Here is a 21,186-nt window from a genome sequence, read left to right on the forward strand (position 1 = left end):
ATCAGGGAGTGACGGTATCCGCGCCTTGCGGATGCAGGTTCTTTGAATAGCTCATCGCCTGGAACGCCAGCTCAAAGCTGGCTTCCAGCTCGTCTTTCTGGCTGAGGAAGTACTTACACTCGGTTTCCACATCGCCTTCCTTCAACTCGTTCTGGAACTCCCATTTGAACTTCCAGTACGCGTCTTCAGCGTTGTATTTGCGGTCCGGATGGTTATCCATTTTCCTGACGATGGCGACCAGGTTAGCGCGTTCGCCTTCAATACCGCACAGATCATAGGCGGCGGAGGCCAGGGCCAGGGCTTTCACGGATTCATTGAACAGGTTGTCCACCGCGGACAGCACCGCATCGGACTCGCGCTTGATCTGCTCAGCCAGCGCCTGAATCTGCTGGCGTTCCGCCGACGCATCTTCGCCATTGCGTACTTTGACTTCCAGCTGAGTCAGCACCTGTTCACTCATATTTTCTCTGGAAGTTTTGCCGTCGGAAAAAGACTTGGAAATTTTCTGCAAATCCTGACTGGCCTTTTCCCTCTCTTGCTTGGAAGCCGTCATCAGCGCCTCGAATCTGCTTCCGTCGCCATTGTCCGTTGAACATCCAGCCATACCGCCAGCCATAGTGAAAGTAAGGAGGATCATTATGAAACGAAGCACAGGCATCCATCACCTTTATAATTAAAAACAGAAGCATACATAATCGGACACAGCAAGCAAATAATCCATCCGGCCCCTGAACGGGGTTCATTTCCAAGCGCAATCGGCCACGCATAGTCTACACTGAAAAATAAATAAAACATGGAGTTAGTCACCCGTGCCAGATACCCATTCCTCCGCTGATCCGTTGACCCGGGAGCTGGATTCCCGTATCCAGGCGGGCAACCTGGATATCCCGATGCTGCCGGAAGTGGCGCAGAAAGTGATCGCCATCACCAACAACCCTGACTCCAGCGCGTCCGAGCTGGTCAAGGTGATTCAGGGGGATCAGGCTCTGGCGGCGCGGGTGATGCGTATCGCCAACTCCGCCGCATACTCTCCCAACGCCTCCATTGTGTCCTTGCAGCAGGCCATCGCCCGCCTCGGCATGGTGTCGATTCGCGACATCGCCCTGGCCGCCTCCATCAACGCCCGTATGTTCAAGGCCCCTGGCTACGAAGATCGCATCGGGGCCATGTGGCGCCACGCCCTGGCCACTGCGCTATGGTGTAAAGAAATCGCCCGGCGCGCGCGGATGAATGTGGAAGCCGCGTTCCTGTGCGGGTTGCTGCACTCGGTGGGCAAACCCATCATGCTGCAGGAAACCCTGGACGTAGCCGGGGCGGAAGAGCTTCAGCCAGAGCTGGATCTGCTGCTGGAGATCGTCGACGAACTGCATCTGGACGCCGCCCGTTTGGCGTTAGAGCACTGGCGCATGCCGGAACTGATCATCGACGCAGTGACGCATCAAGACGACTACCAGGAAGCGGGCAACGGTAAAGATCAGGCGAAATTAATCCGAGCCGGCAAACAGTTCGCCTCCCACTTCCTGTTTAATGAACCGGACAAAGATACCTTGCTGGCCTTACCCGCCATGGCGGACTTGAACCTGTATCCGGATGAGGTGGCTGAGCTGTATGAACAGTCCGACACCGTGAATCAGGGGCTGGAGGCCATGCGCGCATGAGCGACTTCGATATTATCGTCATCGGCAGCGGCCCCGCCGGTCAGAAAGCGGCGGTGCAGGCGTCCAAAGCCGGCAAACGGGTCGCTCTGGTCGAACGCGACGCACTGCTCGGCGGCGCCTGCGTGCATCGCGGCACCATCCCCAGCAAAACGCTGCGTGAGAACGCACTGCGCGTAAATAACATGCGCAAAAACGCCGCCTTGTTCCGCTTCAAGCTCAGTGAAGATCTGGAAATGGCGACACTGATCGACCGCCTCGATGACGTCATGAAGTCTCATGACGAATACATGCGCCGACAGATCGACCGCAACGCCATCAAGCGCATTCACGGCCGCGCCCGGTTTCTGAGTCCGAATGAAGTGGAGGTGACCTCCGTCAGAGGCGAAAAGCAAGTGCTGGCCACGGATTATGTGGTCATCGCCACCGGTTCCTTCCCTCGTAAACCGGATCAGGTGCCGATCGATCATGAGAACATCTTCGACAGCGATTCCGTGCTGTCTATGTTGTATCTGCCAAAAAGTCTGGCGGTGCTGGGCGGCGGCGTTATCGCCAGTGAATACGCCTCCATATTTCAGGCGTTGGGCGTGCGCGTGATCATGATTGACCGCTATCCCCGTCCGCTGGGCTTCCTCGACAAGGATCTGACCGACAACTTCGTCAACGCCTTCCAGGACATGGGCGGCGTGTGGATGGGGAACAGCGTGGTGAAACGGGTATATTTCGATGGCGTTAACGACGTGATCACCGAACTGGAGGACGGCCGCACCATCATCACCCAGAAATTACTGTGCGCCGCCGGCAGAGTGGCCAACGTCAATGATCTAGATATCGATAACGCCGGCCTGGAGCTGGACGAACGCGGCGTGATTCCTGTGGACGGTCAATTACGCACCCGAGTGCCGAATATCTTCGCCGCAGGCGATGTTATCGGCCCGCCGTCGCTGGCCTCCGCGTCCATGGAGCAAGGCCGCCGCGCAGCCTGCAACGCCATCGGGCTGGAAGTGGGCAGCATGCCGGAGATGATTCCCGTGGGCATCTACGGGGTGCCGGAGCTGTCTTCCGTGGGCATGAGCGAGCAGGAAGCGCGCAAAGCGCATGGTCAGATCATCGTGGGACGGGCGCCCTTTGCAGAAATCGCCCGCGGCCATATTTCCGGCAATCAGGACGGCATGTTGAAACTGGTGTGCGACGCCGAAGGACGGCGTCTATTAGGCGTACAAATCGTTGGCGAGGAAGCCACCGAACTCATACACATCGGACAAATGGCGCTGCTCTCCAAGTCCGACGTGGATATTTTCGTGGAGAGTATCTTCAACTTCCCCACTCTGGCGGAAGCCTACCGGGTGGCGGCGCTGGCAGTCATCGGTCAGCGCGCTCGCCGCAACAGCGTCTACTAAAGAACTCCCCGCGGACGCTCAGATCAATCCGCGGGCGCCTGTTGCAGCTCATACAGCGCATCGCTGATGTTCTCCACCTGCATGCGAATGATATTTTCCGCTTCATCCAGGGCTTTGTTGTAGGCCCGCGGGCCGATTTCCCGCACGAAAAAGTCGATAAGAAACTCCGCCTGAAAACCGCCAATCTCCTGATCCAGCTCACTGGCGAAGTAGTCTTTCACTTTCGCAACGAGTTGCTGTTTTTCATCCCGGGTCATTTCAATCATTCGTGGTCTCTCCTTTGTCTCAGCGCATCAATCCCTTAAACGCCACGCGCACCGCGCGCCAGCGGTTGATCAATAGCGCGGAGAATATCAGGAAACAGCCCAGCATCTGCATGCCGGACATGGTTTCTCCCAACCATAGCAAAGCCATCAGGGTTGTGAACACCGGCTCCATGGTCATGATCACCGCCGCATGGCTGACGGGCGTCAGGCTCTGCGCAAAGGTCTGTAAAAAGAAACGCAGGCTGGTGGCGATGACGGCGCTGGCGGCCACCCATCCCCAGATGCCGGCGCTGACCTGTTGAGGCCACTCTTCCCGCGCCAGGGACAGTCCCGAGGCCGTGACGCCGACGGTCAATAGCTGCACGGTGGTCAGAGCGATGACCGGCACTTTCGCAGACATGTGGGTATTCAAGGTGAAGTTGAGCGAAAACAGCACCGCAGAGGCAAGAAAAAACAACTGTCCCAATCCTGGATGCAGGCCATTGCGCAATGACAGCAACGCCAGTCCGCAAGTAGCGACAGGTAACGCCAGCCAGGTGGCGAGCGCCAGTTTTTCCCCGAAGATAACGCGAGACACCAAAGGCGCCAGCACCATGGCCAGACTGGTGATGAAGGCCCCTTCCCCCACATGGTCGCCGTAAAACAGTCCGGAGATCCACAGACACATGGCCGCGGCGAACAACACGCCGGTGGACAACGCGATCCGTAACTGCTTTGCGGACAGCGACATCAGCGCGCGACGCCCCACCGCCGCCAGAATCACGCCGGCGCAGAAAAAGCGTATACCGATGAACAACAAAGGCGGTAAACCGGCCAGCGCTTCCTTGGAGAAAATCCAGCCGGCGGCGGCCAACAGAGTAACCAACAGCAGCAAGACATCCGCTTTTAAGTGACTGGACTGCGACACAGGCGGACTCAGGCTTGCTTTGACTGATTAAGCGCCGCCAGTTTGGCGTCTTTTTCACGCCATAACGCCGTCATCCACTCTTTGAAGTCCTGTTTGAAAGCCTCGTCGTCGACATTGCGGCTCTTCAGCGCTTCGGGGATGGCGACACGGCGAATGTACATTTCCACCGCCGGCACGCGACCGCACATAAAATCGCGCAGACGCGGCGCGCCGCCAGGATAGTGAATAGTGATGTCCACCATGGTGGGAATGTATTCCCCCATAGCGCTCAGGACAAAGGCCACGCCGCCCAGCTTAGGCTTCAACAGATACTGATAGGGAGACTGCTGGCGTTCGTGTTTGCGTTTGGTGAAACGGGTGCCTTCGACAAAGTTCATCACGCTTACCGGCGTCGTGCGGAACTTTTCACAGGCTTTGCGTGTGGTTTCCATGTCCTTGCCTTTCAGCTCGGGACGCTTGGCGATTTGCTCCGGGGTGTGCCGGCTCATGAAAGGAAAGTCCAGTCCCCACCAGGCCAGTCCGATGACGGGCACCCAGATCAGGTCTTTTTTCAGGAAAAATTTAAGAAAAGGAATGCGTCGGTTAAGCACGTGCTGCATGGCGAAAATATCCACCCAGCTTTGATGGTTGCAGACCACCAGATACCAGCCCTCCCGCTGCAGTTCCTCAAGACCTTCCACCTTCCACTGAGTGCGCTGCGTCAGGCTCATCCAGCCGCTGTTGCAGGCGATCCAGGCTTCGGAAATCAGGATAATCAGGCGGGTGCAGACCTTACGCCATGCGGGAATGGGAATGATCAGCTTGAGAATGGCCGGGATGTACAGCAGCGTACACCAGAAAATGGTATTGATCGCCAGGGACAATGAAGCCAGGCAGCCGACGAGGGGGGCTGGCAGAAAACTCAGCATAAAAAGCTCCGGACAACGATTGGATTAAAGGCTCCGCAACGCCTTCAGCGGGCGACCGTTTCGGCAAGGGCGCCCAAGATAACACACCTGCGCAGCGCGGACACCGAGCGGGAACGCAATTTTGCGCCTTCCCACGTTGCGCCGCCGCGACGCCATCACTCTTAAAGGTTGAATTTCGCCGCCAGCTCCGCACATTCGCGATGCTGAAGACAGAACGTCATATGGTCATTCACCATTCCCACCGCCTGCATGAAGGCGTATACGATAGTGGTTCCCACAAAGGTGAAGCCCGCCTTTTTCAGCGCCTTGGACATGGCGTCGGACACGTCCGTACTGGTGGGCGCCTGTTGCATGGACTCCAGATGATTGACGATAGGCTTGCCGCCCACGAAGTCCCAGAGAAAATGCGAGAATTCGATCCCCTGATCCCTGAGCGCCAGATAGCCGCGGGCGTTCTTGATAATAGACTGGACTTTCAGGCGGTTGCGCACAATGCCAGGGTTCTGCAACAGGCGCTCGACATCCTCTTCGGTGAAGCGCACGATGGTTTCCGGATCGAAGTCCGCGAAGGCTTCCTCGTAATTCTTCTGTTTGCGCAGGATCGTAATCCAGGACAATCCCGCCTGCTGACCATCCAGGCATAACTTGGCGAACAGCTCCTGAGAGTCCTTCACCGGTCGTCCCCAGACATGATCGTGGTAGCTTACATATTGAGGATCGTTCCCACACCAACTGCAGCGCTGCTCGGACGCCATACCGGTCTCCTGTTATTCTTGCTCTTGTTTATGCTTACACATGTTTATGCTTACACACGTCTATTCTTACGTTCGTCGATTGGTCGCCGCTTCCGCCCGGGCGTTCACCTGAGGGCTTTTGCGCACTATTCACCTGAGCGCTTTCGCACACTATAGGTTGCAGCTGCGCCCATCTGACGGAGCGCAATGGTAAATGCTAAGCGGCTGATAACCCGCCGTATTGTGCCGTCGCCCACGCCAAAAGCAAACCACCGGAAGACGAAAAACACGGTTGCCAGCGGCGACTTATCTCCGCACAATGGCTATCTTTGCGGCCCACCGATGGACGCAGCAGGATCGCGAATATAACGATGGATTTGCATCTCCCTATGTCTGAACCAACGCCCCATACGCCTATTTCCGTCGAGCAGCGCGCAACGCTGACCCGTTTGCGGAAGCTTGCGTATCGTCTGGACGCTCAGTTCCGCATCCCGGTTCTTGGCGTGCGCGTCGGATGGGACTCCCTGATCGGCCTTGTGCCGCTGGTGGGGGATATTGTCGGCGGTTGCCTGTCCCTGTACTTGTTGTGGCAAGCCTGGCGCATCAAAGCGCCGAAAAGACTGCTGCTGCGCATGCTCGCCAATATCGGCGTCGAGGTGTTCGGCGGCGCGGCGCCGCTGATCGGCGACGCCTTCGATATTTACTGGAAAGCCAATCAGCGCAACATGGACATGCTCGCCGTCTATCTGGAAAAGCAGATCATGCCCGCACCGCCCAAGCGTCGGACGCCCTGGCTCTGGATCAGCCTTAGCGTCGCATTGCTGGTCGCATTCATTATCTACCTGCTCAGCACACCTGAGCCGTTTAGTTTCAGTTAAAGCCAATGAAAATATTCTGGGAATTGCGGGGATTTTTCCTGCGCAACTGGCCGCCCTATCTCGCGGCGGTGATCATGCTAACGCTGGTGGCGCTATTGTTGATGCTGCCGCCTCATTTGATCGGAACGCTGGTGGACCGCATCGCGCAGCAGACGCTGGATGCGGATTACCTGATGATGACAGTGGGCGAACTGCTGGGGCTGGCGGTGCTGATTTATATCTTCCGCGTGCTGTGGCGGATCTTCCTGTTCGGAGCCTCCCATAAGCTGGCGGCGGAAACCCGGCAGGACCTTTACCGGCACTGGACCACCATGTCGCCGCAGTACTTCCGCAAACACACCACCGGCGATCTCATGGCCCACGCCACCAACGACGTCGAAGCCCTGCAGATGACCGCGGGCGAAGGTATTCTGGCCACGTTTGACGGCCTGCTGACCGGCGTCATCGTGCTGGCGGTCATGATGATCACCCTGAGCTGGGACCTTACCCTGGTGGCGCTGCTGCCCTGGCCGATCATGGCGATCTTCATGTATCAGTTCGGCCGCAGCCTGCATACCGGATTTTCGGACGCGCAGGCCTCCTTCGGCGCGTTGACGGAGCTGAGTCAGGAAGCGATCTCCGGCATTCGCACCATCAAAGCCTATGGTCAGGAAGAGGCCATGGCGCGGCAGTTCGCGGAAACCGCGGAAACCGCCACCCAGGCTTACATGAAAGTGGCCGCCACTGACGCCAAGTACGAGCCCACCATCGTGCTGACCATCGGCGCGTCGTTCCTGTCCGCCGTCACCTACGGCGGCTGGCTGATTCACCAGCAAACGCTGACGTTGGGTGAGCTCACCAGCTTCACTATGTACCTGGGCTACCTGATCTGGCCCATGTTCGCATTCGGCTGGATGCTGAATATCGCCGAGCGCGGTTCCGCCGCTTACGATCGCATCAATCGTTTGCTGGCGGAGGCGCCGCAGATTCCCGATACCGGCGAACTGAAATCCCTGTCGGACACCTCTCTGCAGGTGGCCATCGACGAATTTCATTATCCGGATCAGGACCCCGTTGCGGGCGACGCGGAACAGAACACAGTTTCCCTACAAGCGGCGCTACGGGACATCCACTTTCATCTGGCGGCGGGAAAAACTCTGGGGATAACCGGGCCCACCGGATCAGGCAAAACCACGCTGATCAAGCTTCTCCTGCGTCAATACGCGTTGCCGCCCGGATCAGTGGCCTGGGGCGGCGAGTCTGTGGAGCGCTATCAACAGGCGGCGTTTCGCGCGCATATCGCCTATGTGCCTCAGGAGCCTTTCCTGTTCTCCACCACCGTGCGGGAGAACCTGTCCCTGGGCCGTCCGGAAGCCAGCCGCGAAGAAGTCGAGAAAGCGGCGGGGCTCGCAGCCCTGCATGAGGATATAGAGTTATTCCAAAACGGCTATGAGACCGTTGTCGGCGAACGTGGCGTCACCTTGTCCGGTGGGCAGAAGCAACGTCTGGCGTTGTCGCGGGCGCTGCTTATCGAGGCGCCCGTGTTGATCCTTGACGACGCGCTGTCGGCTGTGGATACCGGCACGGAAAACCGCATCCTGCAACACCTGAAGGAAGCGCGCCGCGACACCACGACCATCATCGTTTCCCATCGGCTGTCCGCGCTGCGTCACGCCGATAAGATTCTGGTGCTGGACCAGGGGCATATTCGGGAACAGGGCAATCACAGTGAACTGGTGGCGCAGGCCGGCTGGTACAGCCAGATTTATGAACTGCAGCAGATCGAGCAGGATCTGGACCGACTGCAGCCGCAAGACAGGGTCGTGCAACAAGAATAACCGCTGAACGAAGCATGGCCGCTCAACATTGGTTTGCGGCGGCCGGCTATTAAATTAATAAGTATCGAATAAACAAAGTACGGGGTTGGATAGGTTCATGCAGTGGCGGGTGTTTAAACGGTTGTTAGCCGCCAGCGCGAGCTGGAAGAAATTATGGATGGGCGGCTGCGCCATTCTCTTGCTGGCGACGGCGATGGATGTATTGGGGCCTTACCTGATCAAGCATTTTATCGACGATTATCTGTCGCACGGACGTTATCTGGACTCAGGCTCCGTGCAACTGTTCGTGTTCTACGTGGCGTCATTGTTAATAGGATCTCTGGCGCACTATGGCGCGCCACTGGTGTTCAGTCGCATCGCCCTGCAGGTGGTGGAGAAACTGCGCAAGGACGTGTTTCACAGCGTGCTGTCGCGTCCAGTGTCCTATTTCGACAAGAGCGCCACCGGCGCGCTGGTGTCGCGCCTGAGCAACGATACAGAGGCCATCAAAGAGCTGTTCCTCAACGTCATCGCCAACTTCATCACCAACGTGGTGCTGGTCACCGGCATCTTCATCATGATGGCCGTGCTCGATTTCCGCCTTATGCTGGTGTGTCTGGCGTTGATGCCGCTGGTGGTGGGCGCCATGGTGATGTATCAACGCCTCAGCACGCCTATGTTCCAGAGGGTGCGCGCACTGCTCAGCGATATCAACGCGCAGTTGCACGAGTCCCTCAACGGCATGCCGATTATCCAGCTGCTGAATCAGCAAAAGCGTTTCAATGAGCGCTTTCGCGGCACCGTTCAGGAGCACTTCCGCTGGCGGGTGAAGAACGTCAAATTGGACGGCCTGATGTTGCGCGCCCTGATCGACATGTTCTCCATGGCGACCCTGGCGTCCATCGTGTACTTCTTTGGTAACCAGTCTCTGCAAGACGCCGTGGAGATTGGCGTGTTGTACGCCTTCATCAGCTATCTGGGCCGCTTCGTCGAACCACTGATCGAGCTGACCCAGCGCCTCAACATCATGCAGCAATCCCTGGTGGCCGGGCAGCGGGTATTTGAACTGCTGGATACGGAGCCGGAGCGCTACGATGGCGTCGGCCAGATCAAGGACGGCCGCATCACCCTGCGCAACGTCAACTTCAGCTATAACGGAGAAACTCAGGTATTGCAGGACGTGTCTCTGGATATTCCCGCCGGCGGCATGCTGGGCGTGGTCGGACGCACTGGCAGCGGTAAAAGTACGCTGATGCAATTGCTGATCCGGTTTTATCCGGTCAAGCAGGGCGAAATCCTGATCGACGATCAGCCGCTCAACGCCATCTCCGCCGCCAGTCTGCGTCAGGATGTGTGTCTGGTGGAGCAGGAACCATTCCTGTTCCAGGGCTCACTGGCGGACAATCTGCGCCTGGACCGCAACTACAGTGAACAGGAGATGATCGACGCGCTGACCAAAGCCGGACTCCAAAGCATGCTGCAACGCCTGCCCCAGGGGTTGGCCACGCCTCTTGGCGAGCGCGGCGGAAGGCTGTCCAACGGCGAGCGTCATTTGGTGGCGCTGGCGCGGGCGTTACTGCGCAAGCCCAAAGTACTGATTCTCGACGAGGCGACCGCCACGGTGGACAGCGAAAGTGAGGCGCGGGTGCAACAAGCGGTTAACCGCCTGCACGGCGAGGTGACGTTAATCGTCATCGCGCACCGACTGTCCACAATCCGTCATGCCGACAAAATCATCGTCCTGCATCATGGCAAGCTGGTGGAGGAAGGCGACCATCGTCAACTGATGGCGCTGGAGGGGCTGTATCAGCACCTGTACAGCATTCAAACTGCGCACCTGCTCGCCGACTGAGGGCGGCGCGGTCTGACAAGCCAGTGATTCACGGCTAAGCTTTTAGGGACTGTCGACGACTAGGCATCGCCACTGCAGCCCCTATGCTTGAACTGAGAGTATTACTGCTCTTACTGATCGCTAATGGAGCCCCGGTGTTCGCCCGTTTTCTAATGGGTGATCGTGGCGGCCTTGCCATTGATTTCGGCGCCTGTTTCAAGGATGGCCGTCCCCTGCTCGGCCCTGCAAAAACCTGGCGGGGCCTCATCGCCGCGGTCCTTATCAGCGCGCTGGCTGCGCCATTACTGGGCTTTTCCATGATGACCAGCTGCGCGATCGCTCTGCTGGCGATGCTTGGAGATCTCATCACCAGTTTCTGTAAACGCCGCATCAATCTGACGCCCAGCAGTCGGGCGCCATTTCTGGATCAATTTTTGGAAACCGTATTGCCCCTGGCCGCCTATCAACAGACGCTCGGCCTGTCGTTGCTGCAAATCGGAGTTATCTTTGTCGCTTTTGTCGTGGTCAACTGGGGAATATCTCCCCTACTGTTTCGCCTCGGCGTGCGCAAGAAGCCGTATTAAAATCTTTGTTGACTGACCCCAAACTCAATAGGCGTGGATTATCGTCCTGGCGGCCGCCAGCTAAAAACTAATTAGGGGGGGGAAACTCTATTCGCAGCAGGCCAGCAGCAACGCGCTGATTTCTCTTCTCAATTCCAGGTCGTTAGTGGACTGCGCCAGCTTGTCGGCCTCCACCAGCAGCTCGCGGGCGGCGTCGCGTTCGCCGTCGTCATACAGCCGGTTAGCCATGGCGAAAGTAATGGAGGCGGAATAATCGATCAGATTCTTCTCGTTGGCGTATCGAAGCGCCTTGCGATAGATCTTTAGCGCCTGATTGAGGTCACAGGTAAAGTCCGCCAACGCCTCCCACTGGAAAGGATGATTGCGTGGTGAGAACTCGTTGTTTTCGCACAGCTTTCGCAACGCCTGATAATTGCTCCATAACGCTTTGGTGTCGCCTTCCGCCGAGGCGTTGACGATATCCACCGCCAACTGGTGTATTTCATCGAAAAAAGGCAGGGCGATTCCAGAAGACATAGGCGGGCTGCGTCAGATAGCGGGGAAACCTGCGGGAACCATAACCCGCAGGTTTCCGGTGGGTAAAGTCATCATGCTCCCCGCGCTCGAATGCGGCGGAGAGTATAGCGCCGATCACGACTGTAGTGTTCGGCCAACTCCAGATCGTTATCGCCGGGCGCCCGGGAGAGTTCCAACAGACGCTCGAGTTCTCCACTTTGCTCCAGTTGCTCGATGTACTCCTTCATAAGCTTAACGACGTTCTGCGTTCTCTGAGTGTCCGCCATAGCAGTCTCCTTTTCTATTTATTTCTTATAAGGTCCTGTCCCACCTACTTCCAGGGACGTCCTGAGCACTGATTACAGCGAGAAATGCACTGGGGAGTTGTTACAAGTCCCCATACTTAATATGTAGAAGATTAAACCGGCGGACGCAAGTCGCAATTTTCGCCCCTATTGGGTGAACTGCGTTAATTTACGCGGCAAAACAGCCGATTGTAGAAGCTTTTTGATAACGAAAATAATTAGGCGCCGATTGAGGGAAACGGTAGCTCTAGGGGATGAGTTCCTGAGGCGGAATAGAGAGATCAGACACCCTGGCGATCCGCCTGCCCGCCCTGTTTTCAGGCGCGCAGCCCTGGACCTCTCCAAGCCTACTCTCTTTAAACACCGCGCCTGCGGAGACATTGAAGTAATAATGGAAATCGCTTTGCATTCGACAAGCGTCGTCGTTGTTGCTGTAGGTGAAGAGATTTTCGCAAATATCAGCAATCAGCCAGGCCACGGTCTCCCGCTTTCGCTTATCAAAATACGACAACATGCGTCTGGCGTTAGCGACGCCATAATGCGTGATGGGGAGTTCTGAACAGGGAGTCTCTGCTAACTGAGACAGCCAAAAATCGAAAAGATCCGTTTTAAACAGTGATTTTGCACGCGCCAGCAACGCCAAAAAATCATCCACCAGCGCCTCTTTGTCCTTTTCCAGCGCGCTATTGACGTCCTTTATTAAGCCTGCGACATGTGCGCCGAAGTTCATACTCAGTACCCGTTATCGTTGCGCTTTGCATCCCACTTACCGCGACGCTTTACACCTGTAGACACTGACGCATTCGCCCAACACATCAAACAAACGGCCGGTGACAGCGATTACGCCTGTCACCGGACAATGAAGGCTTTTTTACCTCAGATATTTCTGGCGTAACCGGACCAGCCCGCCTCGGTTTTAACGCCGATCACCAGCGCTTCTCCGGTTTGCGGTCCCTGGGCCAGCAGGTCCCCGCTGGGGCTCCATACCGCGCTTTTGCCGATTGGCTCCCAGCCGCCGGAGGGGCCGCTGAAGTTGGCCATGACCACGCACATGCCATGGGTCTGTGCGTAATCCTGTAGTTTGGCGGTGTCTTCGTCGTACCCGCCAGCGGTAATCAAGACCGAGCTCAAATAGGCGTCGGCGCCAGCGGCGGCCGTGTTGCGCGCATGGGTGGCGACGCCGGTATCCGCACAGATCGCCAGCCCTAATGCAACGCCTTGAAGCTCAAATACCTTTTCGCTGGCGCCCGGCGCAAAGTGCTGATCCTCACCAGGATGTAAATGCATTTTGCTGTAGTGAAATACCGGCGCTTCCGGACTGATGACAAAAAGGCCGATGTGAGGCTTGCCCTCCCCCGCCTGCACCGGCGCGCCGACCATCAGCGTCACGCCCTGCTCGCGCGCCGCCGCCTGAAAGGGCGCCAGACGAGAGTCCGTATCGGTGAACGCCAACTCCCTCGCCAGATCCGGCTCATACCCCGTCAGAGAAAGCTCAGGAAAAATGACCACATTGGCGCCTTCTGCGGCGGCCGCCGCTATCAACCGCAAATGCCTACGCGTATTTTCCTCAACATCCCCTCGCACCGGGCCAAACTGGGCCGCGGCTATTTTGAAATCGCCTTGCATCATAAATTCCTTGATAAATTGCACGCGCCTGTCAGACATTGGGCAGCCCCGGCGCGGCGGCGCCTGACGCCGGGGCTAAACGGGCTGGCTATAACATTTTCAGAAGCACAAAAACGGCCACGCCCAACGAGCTGGACAGTATAAGCCGTTTAGTAAACAACATGAGCGCAAATGTGGCCACTGACGCTAAAAAATAGGGGTGCGTCAACAGGCTCAAAGACACCTCTTTCTCAACGAAAACCACTGCCGGCGCCACAAGCGCAGCAATGACCGCCGCCGGCGTCATGCGCAGAATGTTTTCCACTTTGGGGGGCAAGGGTTTTCCCGCCCAGACCACCCAGGGCAGATAACGGGGAAGAAACGCACACACTGCGATTAATGCAATCAGAATATAAATATCCATCTCAGCTTTCCTTAACCTCTTCCACAACCGCTTCCGCGTTTTTCACCGGAACCCATCGACCGTACAACACGCCGGCGGCGACGCCCGCGACCGTCCCCAGAATGGTTCCCAATCCGTATGGCGCATGATGAGCCAATATCGCCGTCAGGCCTGCAACCGAAACAATGCAGTAGGCTTTTCTATCCACGAGACAGGACGCCAGCATGGCGACAAACAGAGCGGTCATGGGGAAATCAACGCCAGACCCCGCCCACTCAAGCAGCGCGGAGCCGACAAGAATGCCCACCACTGTGGCGACCGTCCAGGCGCCGTAGATGGAGAACGATCCCCCCAAATAAAACCACTGGCGAGCCGTCACCGGCGCGTCTTTATCTTTAAACTTCTCCACAAAGATAAAGAACAGCGCATCGATCAGGCCAAACCCCATCACCAGTTTCCACCCGGGAGAAATATCATTGACCTTGTCCCGCAGTACGATGCTGTAAATCATCATGCGCAGACTCAACGTGAGCACCGTCAGCAGAACCACTGTCCAGCTCGCTGACTCCTGCAGCATCATATAGACGACAAACTGAATGGTCCCCGAGTTCGCCAACATGGCCAGCAGCAGCGTCTGCAAACCGGTCAGTCCACTGGTGACGCCCAACGCCCCGGCGATCATCGCCATCGGGATGGCGGAGAGAATAAACGGGGACATGGCTTTCACGCCGTCCAGGAAGTGCTTTTGTCTTAATTCCGAGTTTAATGGCTGTCCGGAGCTGTCGTCCGGTTTTGCGGCCACACTTTCCATACTAAAGGACTCCATCACTGCAAATTTTTTCAAGGCTGGACATAACGCCGCCGCTTCAACCTACGGTCACAACTGGGGTGAACAGCTTCAGATGCTCATCCCGGCTTTGCGGACTATTGGACTCAAAGATCATCCAGCCGATCCGGTCATAGAATCCCGTGCTGGACTTGATCTTGTCGCCAATGCGCGCGTCTTGCTTTTGTTTGAGAACGTTCACGCTGCTTTCGAACTGAGCCGGAAATATAAAGGCCTTTAACTCGCCTTCCTGCGCCATGACGAACTCAATGCTGACCAGACGATCCTGGGCCTTGATCGGCGCAGGAACAGTTTTATCCGCAAGGAAATTAAACTGATCCGCAAACACTTCCGCGCCTGTGCTGAAATGGATCAGATCGGTAATAAAGTCACCGCCGAAGCGAGAGTGCAGCTCTATGATTTCTATCTTGTCGCCGTCCACTTTGAACTCAACATGGAAGGGGCAGTTGCGCATGCCCAGCGCCTCAAACACCTGCTGGAAATAATCAGCGAACGTTTCCAAGTGGGGATGACGGGTGTAGAAAGTGTGCCCGGTTTCGACAAAATACGGAGCATCCGTCGTCCGCTTCTCCGTCAAACCGTAATAGTAGACCTGGCCATCAAAGACCTGCCCTTCCACGCTGAACTCTTTACCGCTGATATAGCTTTCCACGGTAAGCTCGGTTTTATCGCCACCGTAGGGATGGCTGCGAACGCGCTCCAGATAACCTTCCACTTCCGGATAGGAAGACAGCAATTGCACACAAATGCTTCCTCCCAAACGCACCGGTTTGACGACAACCGGAAAGTCGACGGAGAGCAATGCTTCCGCCAGTTCGGCGACGGTGGTTCTGAACGACTGAACCGAGGACAGCCCCTTTTCCACCAGGGTGTGGCGCATCAGGCTTTTATCAATGCTGAACAGTTCCACGTCTTCGCTATGCCCTGCAAAGCCGAAGTGCTTGCGCACCTTGGCGGCGATGGTCAGTCCGGCTTCAGCGGTGGAGATAACCTGTGTACAGGCCTCCGCCTCCACAAGTCTGATCACGGCGTCCACGTCGGAGGGGGAGCAGGCCACAGCTTTGGCGTTTTGCGGCCACCAGGAAGCGGGAATGCGATCAATCCGCTCCTGCATGTCGATAAACACAAACTCGTGCGCACAGTTTCCCGCCTGGCTGAGAATGGACTGCGCAACGTCCAGATTAAACGGCAATGGCAATATGGCCAGTTTCATGTCTGATCCTTGATTTCATGTGTTGTTATTAATACGCAAGTCGCAAAAAAGCCCCACGCCGTCTGGAGTGGGGCCTTAACGTTATTTGGACAGTCGCATCAGTTCGCTGACCGCTGCGGCGGTTTCCGCCGGTTTGGTCCGGCAGAAGTAATGGCCGCCGTCAGCCAGCTCAATCAACGCTACTGACTCGCACACCTTGCTCCATCCCAGGTATTGCTCCCGATACTGTGGCGTCAGGGGATCGTCTTGCGCCGCCACCATGGTCAGAGGCAATGCCATAGGCGTCCCGTTTTCCGTTAAATCAGCAAGGTAGCGGTTGGCGCCGCAGGCGTCATGACGGAAGGCTTTCACCAATTGCGCCAGTTGCGGCTCGGACAAGGCGTTCAGATCGCCGTAGCCCGTCTGCGTCACCAGCCACTCGCCCACGTCCTTCAACGGCATGGATTCCAGCTCGGCCGCAAGGCTGCGGGAACGCTCCGCATCCGGCAGTAACTTACCGCCGATAAATACGCCGGCGACGCGGCCGCTCTCCTGCAGCAGACCGGCGGTGGCCAGGGCGGCGGCGCTGCCGACGCAATGTCCCCAAATGAAGACGTCGCCGCTGATATTGGCGCTGATTTCCGCAGCTACCTTCTTCGCAAACTCCTCGACGGACAACAGCGCTTCACCGGTATCGCTCAGGTTATGCCCCGGGGGCTCCACGGCGAAAACCTGCACCTCAGCGTTCATCTCAGCAAGACGTTCGGCGAATGGTTTGAAGTTAATCGCGTTGCCGCCCGCATAGGGGAAGCACACCAGAGTGACCGGCGCTGAACGCCGATCAGAGGTCAGCGGCACCAGAAGGTCAGCCTCGCCGGCGGGCATTTTCTTTCTGGCCACATCCGCCAGCGGCGCCAGAGTGGAGTTGCGCATGAGATCCACCAGGGAAATCAGCCCTTCCAGCAGAATCGTGACTTTCATCGCCGCCAGAGAGTTACCGCCCAGGTCAAAGAAGTTATCGTCGCGTCCGATATTCTCCTGGGGAATCTTGAGCGCCTGCGCCCAGGCCGCTGCGATGCGCACCTCCACAGCGTCCAGCGGAGTCTGTTGCGCCGCCGCAGTGTCGACTGTCTTGCTCTGCTGCAACTCAGGCTTCCGGAAAATCAGCGCAGATATCCCGTTAACAACCTCAACGCCGCCACCCTGCACATAGCGCCCCTTCAGTTCAGTGGGTCGCAATCCCATGCCGTTCAGGGCCGGGTTAACATCAGTCTCCAGTCTGTCCGCTTCAGCGTTCACAAAATACAGGTCCCCGACCGCTCCCACTGGGATAAAACGCCCGGATTCTCCCAGGAGATAAACGCCCGCATCCGTACTTTCCAGTTCTGGACGCTGCGCCAGATTCACCGGAACTTTAGCGCCCTGCTCTGCAATGGCCGCCAGTTCCTGTTGCGTCAGAATGGGCTGGCGTCTGGGGTCCGCTTTGGGGTCCTGAGTCATGCTCTCAAAGATAGTGAGATAGTATTGCGCGAAGTTCTCCACCTGCTCCGACGTGAAAGCGTGCTCGTGGTAGTGCAGGCTGAGTTTCACATCGTCAGTGAAGAAGTGACGGCAGAACTCGGCCCGAATCGCGAATTCCGTCTCCGAGTTCGCCCGCACGTCCAGCAGATTGAACTCCGGCATTTCCTTGAGTTCTTTCAACAGATAGAAATGGGTGTAGTTGAAAGCGGTGTCGAACAGCGGCTCCTGCGTCCCGATATCCTGTTTCATGCGCGCCATGGGATAACGACGGTGCGGCAACAACGCCGCTTCCGCTTGATACACGCGTTGAATCAGGCCAGCCCAGGACTCCACATCGACATCCACCCGGAACGGCACTGTGTTGAGGAAAAGTCCGATCGCCTTGGTGGCGTCTTCCGCTTCAGGACGGCCGCTGTGTTCATAACCGGTCATGACGTCAGCATCGCCGGACACCACGCTCAGGAACTTAAGATGCGCCGCCATCAACAGTGTTTTGACCGGAACCGCCAACTGGTCAGCCAGCGCAATGATCCTGTCGGACAGCTGCTTGCTGATGTCCACCTCATGAAACAGCACAGACAGCTCCGAGACGGGCTGCGCAGCGTCCAGTTTGGGCAGACGGGTATATGTCGCGCCGTCCAGCATATTCTCCCAGAACGCACGATCACTGACGGAGCGCAACGACTGGGCTTCCAGGCCGATGTAATTGCGAATGTGATTGTCCACCAGCGGCTCGTCAAAGGTCCCGCCCTGCAGCAGCCTGTTGTATATGCGGAACAGCTGCGTATGCACCAGAGTGATGCTCCAGCCGTCGAGAGCGGAGTTATGCTGACTGAGCACATAGCGATACATGTTGTCGCGCAGGACATGCACATGCAGGCGCACCAGGCCGGGCTGATTCCATTCGAAACGGTACGCTTTCTCTTCCGCCAGCCAGTTCTGATGCCACTGTTCCTGCTCTTCTTCGCTCATTCCCCGCAGGTCGTGACAGTACAGCGGCGCTTCCACGTCCGTATGCACCATCTGGATATACTCGTCGAAGCCATCCAGGTGATAGCTGGTGCGGAAGATCGGGTTGCGCTTGACCAGAATGTCCGCCGCGAGCTTGAACACCTCCAGATTGATCGGGCTCTCAATGATGTAGCTGATAATGTCGTGATATTGCGCCGTGCCGAAAGTCAGCTCGTTCTGGAATATCAGTCCAGCCTGCAACATGGACAGCGGGTAAGCGTCATCAACGCCTTGCGGCAGACGCTGGCGGTCCTGCTCGCCGAGCAGCTCAAACGCGTCAAAGCGGTGCTGCTGAAGCTCGCCTTTTTCTTCTTCCATCGCCTGCGCCAATGTCGCTATCGTAGGGTTGGCGAACAACTGCTGGAAGGTGAACTCCAGATCGAATTTTCTGGCCTTGGCGAGAACTGTGACAAAGTGAATCGAGTTGCCGCCAATCGCAAAAAAGTTATCGTGCACGCCAACGCGAGGCAACTGCAGCACCTCGCGCCAGATGTCCGCCAGAATTTCCTCGGTGCGGTTACGGGGCGCAGTATATTCCGCGGTTTGCAAATAGCTGACCGGCGACGGCAGCGCTTTACGATCCAGTTTCCCGTTCGGCGACAGCGGCATTTGCTCCAGCACGATAACCATATCTGGAACCATATAGGCCGGAACCTGCCCCGCCACATGCTGACGCAGGGTCTCTTGCTCCGGCTCGCCGCTGACGGTGACGTAGGCGACCAGCTTGTCCAGACCGGCGGCGCGGTGCACCAGCGTGACGGCGTCGCGCACGGCGGGATGGGAACGCAAAACCGCGTCGATTTCCTGCAGTTCAATACGAAAACCGCGCACTTTCACCTGATGATCCAGACGGCCCAGATACTCGATTTCACCATTGCCGAGCCAGCGCGCCAAATCGCCGGTTCTATACCAGCGTTCAGAGGCGTTTTCAGGATTTGTGACAAAGCGATCCGCCGTCATTTCCGGCAGCGCATGATAGCCCCTCGCCAACCCGACGCCAGCGATGCAAAGCTCTCCGGGAACGCCTATAGGCAGACGGCGCAACTGCTTGTCTACGATATGAATCTGAGTGTTGTCGATGGGACTTCCGATAGTAACCTTGTCCAGAGTGGCTTTGGCGGTGCAGTCAAGATGGGTGACGTCCACCGTCGCCTCAGTCGGCCCATACAGGTTGATCAGACGGGTTCCATTGGCCGCGTGCAGCAGCTTCTTGAAACGCTCCGCCTGATGCAGGGTCAAAGCTTCGCCGGAGGTAAACACCTTGCGCAGCGACTGCAAGCGGGACACTGCCTGAGTGGACTCCACATAATCCAGGAAGGCGTTCAGCATGGACGGCACAAAGTGCATGGTCGTCACCTTATTCGCCTCAATGGCCGCCACGATTTTCTCCGGTTCACGTTCACCGCCGGGCTCCAGCATGCAGACGCGGGAACCGGTAAAGAACCACCAGAACAATTCCCACACGGACACATCGAATGAAATCGGCGTTTTCTGCAGGATGACGTCCTCCGCCGTTAGCGGATAGGCGTTCTGCATCCAGGCGATCCGGTTGATGACGGAGTGATGCTCGATTAAAACGCCCTTGGGTTTACCGGTAGAGCCTGAGGTGTAAATGGCGTAGGCGAGATTTTCCGCGCCGCCAACCGTTGCAGATGCCGCCACGCCCTCTGCGCCCAGCGCCTTCTCGTCAATATCGATGACGGTATAGCCGGACGTATCCAACTGCAGCAGATGACGATGCGTCAGAATGACGCTCGCGCCGCTGTTTTCCAGCACATACTGAATCCGGTTTGCAGGATATCCCGGGTCTATCGGCAAGTAGGCCCCGCCGGCTCGTAAAATCGCCAGGATCGCCACGATCACCTGCGTCGAGCGCTCGGCCGCCACCGCCACCAGCTGATCTTCCGCCACGCCGGCCGCCCGCAACTGCGCCGCCAGGGAATTCACTGCGTCATTAAGCTGCGCATAGGTCAGTTGGTCCTGACCACAGACCACCGCCGCCGCATCCGGCGTCTGCGCCACCTGCTCAGCAAAAACCGTTTCGAGTCTGACGTCCCGGCGATATTCCCGCTCAGTCGCATTGACCTGCTGCAGCAACGCCTCATCCGCAGGCGTGGTGATGGAAGCCGCCGTGACCTCTGCGTCAGGCGCGCTTGATAGCTCCAGCAGCAACGTCTCAAAGTGTTCGGCGATACGCTGAATGCTGTCCGCATCAAACAGGCCGTCGTCATAGGAAATCGTCAATTCGCCTTGCTCAGCGCCAACGAAATGGCTAATCAGCACCCGACACTGAAATTGACTGGATACCGAGTCGTCAGCCGCCTCAAGCGCTTCCAACGCCACATCAAAAAAGGGATTGCCGCCCTTCTCCGCTTCCAGGCCAAACTCATCCGCCAACACCGTCAACGGATAGTCGCAGAATTCCAGCCCCGCAAGCATGGCGTCCCGCGCCGCGCCCAGCAACTGCTTAAAATTCGCGTGCGCCGGCGCCTGAATGCGCAGCGCCAGATAGTCGGACAGTTTGGTTTGCTCCGGTTGCAACGGCTGACCGATGCAGGCCGTGTCGGAGCCGGTGTAGCGACGCAGCAATTCCGCCAGCGCCGCCAGCATGACCACTTGACGCGTCGCGGTTTTGCCTCCGCTTAACTTATGCAGGCGCTGCCTTACGTCGGCGTCCAATGTATGCACATAGCGCTGATTCAGCGACCCTGACGGCTTCACCCTATCGGGATGAAACAGGCTTTTCTCCACCGGCTCAGCTAAAAGACTGCGCCAGTATTTTCCGTGCTCCGGCCGCTGCGCCGCCGCAACCTTTAATTGTCCTTTGGTTTCTATAGACTGCATGTCC

General features: G+C 57.3%; 19 protein-coding genes. 6 read left to right on the forward strand and 13 right to left on the reverse strand.

The genetic code is table 11. The features are described from left to right. Window position 1: 1 nt before the first annotated feature. Window positions 2–604, reverse strand: coding sequence for a hypothetical protein (locus ACQYWX_RS20955; RefSeq protein WP_216737335.1), 603 nt, complete (start codon window positions 602–604; stop codon window positions 2–4). 205 nt (window positions 605–809) lie between these two features. On the opposite strand from ACQYWX_RS20955, the gene ACQYWX_RS20960 reads away from it, so the two are divergent. After that, a complete protein-coding gene (locus tag ACQYWX_RS20960; RefSeq protein WP_279507880.1) occupies window positions 810–1,658 on the forward strand; it encodes an HDOD domain-containing protein in 849 nt (282 codons plus the stop codon). After that, complete coding sequence (gene sthA, locus ACQYWX_RS20965; protein WP_431686216.1) at window positions 1,655–3,055, forward strand: Si-specific NAD(P)(+) transhydrogenase; 1,401 nt, start codon at window positions 1,655–1,657, stop codon at window positions 3,053–3,055. The genes ACQYWX_RS20960 and sthA overlap by 4 nt, the downstream gene beginning before the upstream one ends. A gap of 23 nt (window positions 3,056–3,078) precedes the next feature. Here the strand turns inward: sthA and ACQYWX_RS20970 are convergent, their stop codons facing one another. From ACQYWX_RS20970 to ACQYWX_RS20985, 4 genes are all read right to left on the reverse strand, one after another. Continuing rightward, a complete protein-coding gene (locus tag ACQYWX_RS20970; RefSeq protein WP_431686217.1) occupies window positions 3,079–3,321 on the reverse strand; it encodes a DUF2164 domain-containing protein in 243 nt (80 codons plus the stop codon). Window positions 3,322–3,340: 19 nt separating this feature from the next. Next, the gene (locus tag ACQYWX_RS20975) at window positions 3,341–4,228 is read right to left on the reverse strand and encodes a DMT family transporter (RefSeq protein WP_431686218.1); all 888 of its coding nucleotides are present in this window, start codon (window positions 4,226–4,228) and stop codon (window positions 3,341–3,343) included. Window positions 4,229–4,236: 8 nt separating this feature from the next. Then, on the reverse strand, window positions 4,237–5,136 hold the full coding sequence (locus ACQYWX_RS20980; protein ID WP_431686219.1) for an acyltransferase: 900 nt from the start codon (window positions 5,134–5,136) through the stop codon (window positions 4,237–4,239). Window positions 5,137–5,297: 161 nt separating this feature from the next. Beyond that, entirely contained in the window at window positions 5,298–5,891 is a 594-nt protein-coding gene (locus ACQYWX_RS20985; RefSeq protein ID WP_431686221.1) for a DNA-3-methyladenine glycosylase I, read from the reverse strand. A 368-nt stretch (window positions 5,892–6,259) separates the two neighbouring features. Here ACQYWX_RS20985 and ACQYWX_RS20990 point away from each other — a divergent pair, with 368 nt between their 5' ends. From ACQYWX_RS20990 to ACQYWX_RS21005, 4 genes are all read left to right on the forward strand, one after another. Beyond that, complete coding sequence (locus tag ACQYWX_RS20990; protein ID WP_216737328.1) at window positions 6,260–6,748, forward strand: DUF4112 domain-containing protein; 489 nt, start codon at window positions 6,260–6,262, stop codon at window positions 6,746–6,748. 5 nt (window positions 6,749–6,753) lie between these two features. Next, window positions 6,754–8,565: an ABC transporter transmembrane domain-containing protein gene (locus ACQYWX_RS20995; RefSeq protein WP_431686222.1), complete on the forward strand. Its 1,812-nt coding sequence runs from the start codon at window positions 6,754–6,756 to the stop codon at window positions 8,563–8,565. A gap of 97 nt (window positions 8,566–8,662) precedes the next feature. Next, window positions 8,663–10,396: an ABC transporter ATP-binding protein gene (locus ACQYWX_RS21000; RefSeq protein ID WP_431686223.1), complete on the forward strand. Its 1,734-nt coding sequence runs from the start codon at window positions 8,663–8,665 to the stop codon at window positions 10,394–10,396. Window positions 10,397–10,479: 83 nt separating this feature from the next. After that, window positions 10,480–10,959, forward strand: coding sequence for a CDP-archaeol synthase (locus tag ACQYWX_RS21005; protein ID WP_431686224.1), 480 nt, complete (start codon window positions 10,480–10,482; stop codon window positions 10,957–10,959). Window positions 10,960–11,046: 87 nt separating this feature from the next. Here ACQYWX_RS21005 and ACQYWX_RS21010 read toward each other — a convergent pair whose 3' ends face one another. The 8 genes from ACQYWX_RS21010 to ACQYWX_RS21045 form a co-directional block, all read right to left on the reverse strand. Continuing rightward, complete coding sequence (locus ACQYWX_RS21010; RefSeq protein WP_431686225.1) at window positions 11,047–11,475, reverse strand: tetratricopeptide repeat protein; 429 nt, start codon at window positions 11,473–11,475, stop codon at window positions 11,047–11,049. 71 nt (window positions 11,476–11,546) lie between these two features. After that, on the reverse strand, window positions 11,547–11,741 hold the full coding sequence (locus tag ACQYWX_RS21015; RefSeq protein WP_216737323.1) for a hypothetical protein: 195 nt from the start codon (window positions 11,739–11,741) through the stop codon (window positions 11,547–11,549). A 265-nt stretch (window positions 11,742–12,006) separates the two neighbouring features. Beyond that, window positions 12,007–12,414 (reverse strand): hypothetical protein, encoded by a 408-nt coding sequence (locus ACQYWX_RS21020; RefSeq protein ID WP_431686226.1) that lies wholly within the window; start codon window positions 12,412–12,414, stop codon window positions 12,007–12,009. Window positions 12,415–12,635: 221 nt separating this feature from the next. Next, a complete protein-coding gene (locus ACQYWX_RS21025; protein WP_431686227.1) occupies window positions 12,636–13,424 on the reverse strand; it encodes a carbon-nitrogen hydrolase family protein in 789 nt (262 codons plus the stop codon). A gap of 49 nt (window positions 13,425–13,473) precedes the next feature. Next, on the reverse strand, window positions 13,474–13,788 hold the full coding sequence (locus tag ACQYWX_RS21030; RefSeq protein ID WP_216737320.1) for an AzlD domain-containing protein: 315 nt from the start codon (window positions 13,786–13,788) through the stop codon (window positions 13,474–13,476). Between the two features lies 1 nt (window position 13,789). Then, entirely contained in the window at window positions 13,790–14,578 is a 789-nt protein-coding gene (locus ACQYWX_RS21035; protein ID WP_279507869.1) for an AzlC family ABC transporter permease, read from the reverse strand. 55 nt (window positions 14,579–14,633) lie between these two features. Next, window positions 14,634–15,827, reverse strand: coding sequence for an ATP-grasp domain-containing protein (locus tag ACQYWX_RS21040; protein ID WP_431686228.1), 1,194 nt, complete (start codon window positions 15,825–15,827; stop codon window positions 14,634–14,636). An 81-nt stretch (window positions 15,828–15,908) separates the two neighbouring features. Further along, window positions 15,909–21,182, reverse strand: coding sequence for an amino acid adenylation domain-containing protein (locus tag ACQYWX_RS21045; RefSeq protein ID WP_431686229.1), 5,274 nt, complete (start codon window positions 21,180–21,182; stop codon window positions 15,909–15,911). Window positions 21,183–21,186 lie beyond the last annotated feature (4 nt).

The sequence above is a fragment of the Hahella sp. NBU794 genome, from assembly GCF_050749805.1.
Taxonomy (GTDB): domain Bacteria; phylum Pseudomonadota; class Gammaproteobacteria; order Pseudomonadales; family Oleiphilaceae; genus Hahella.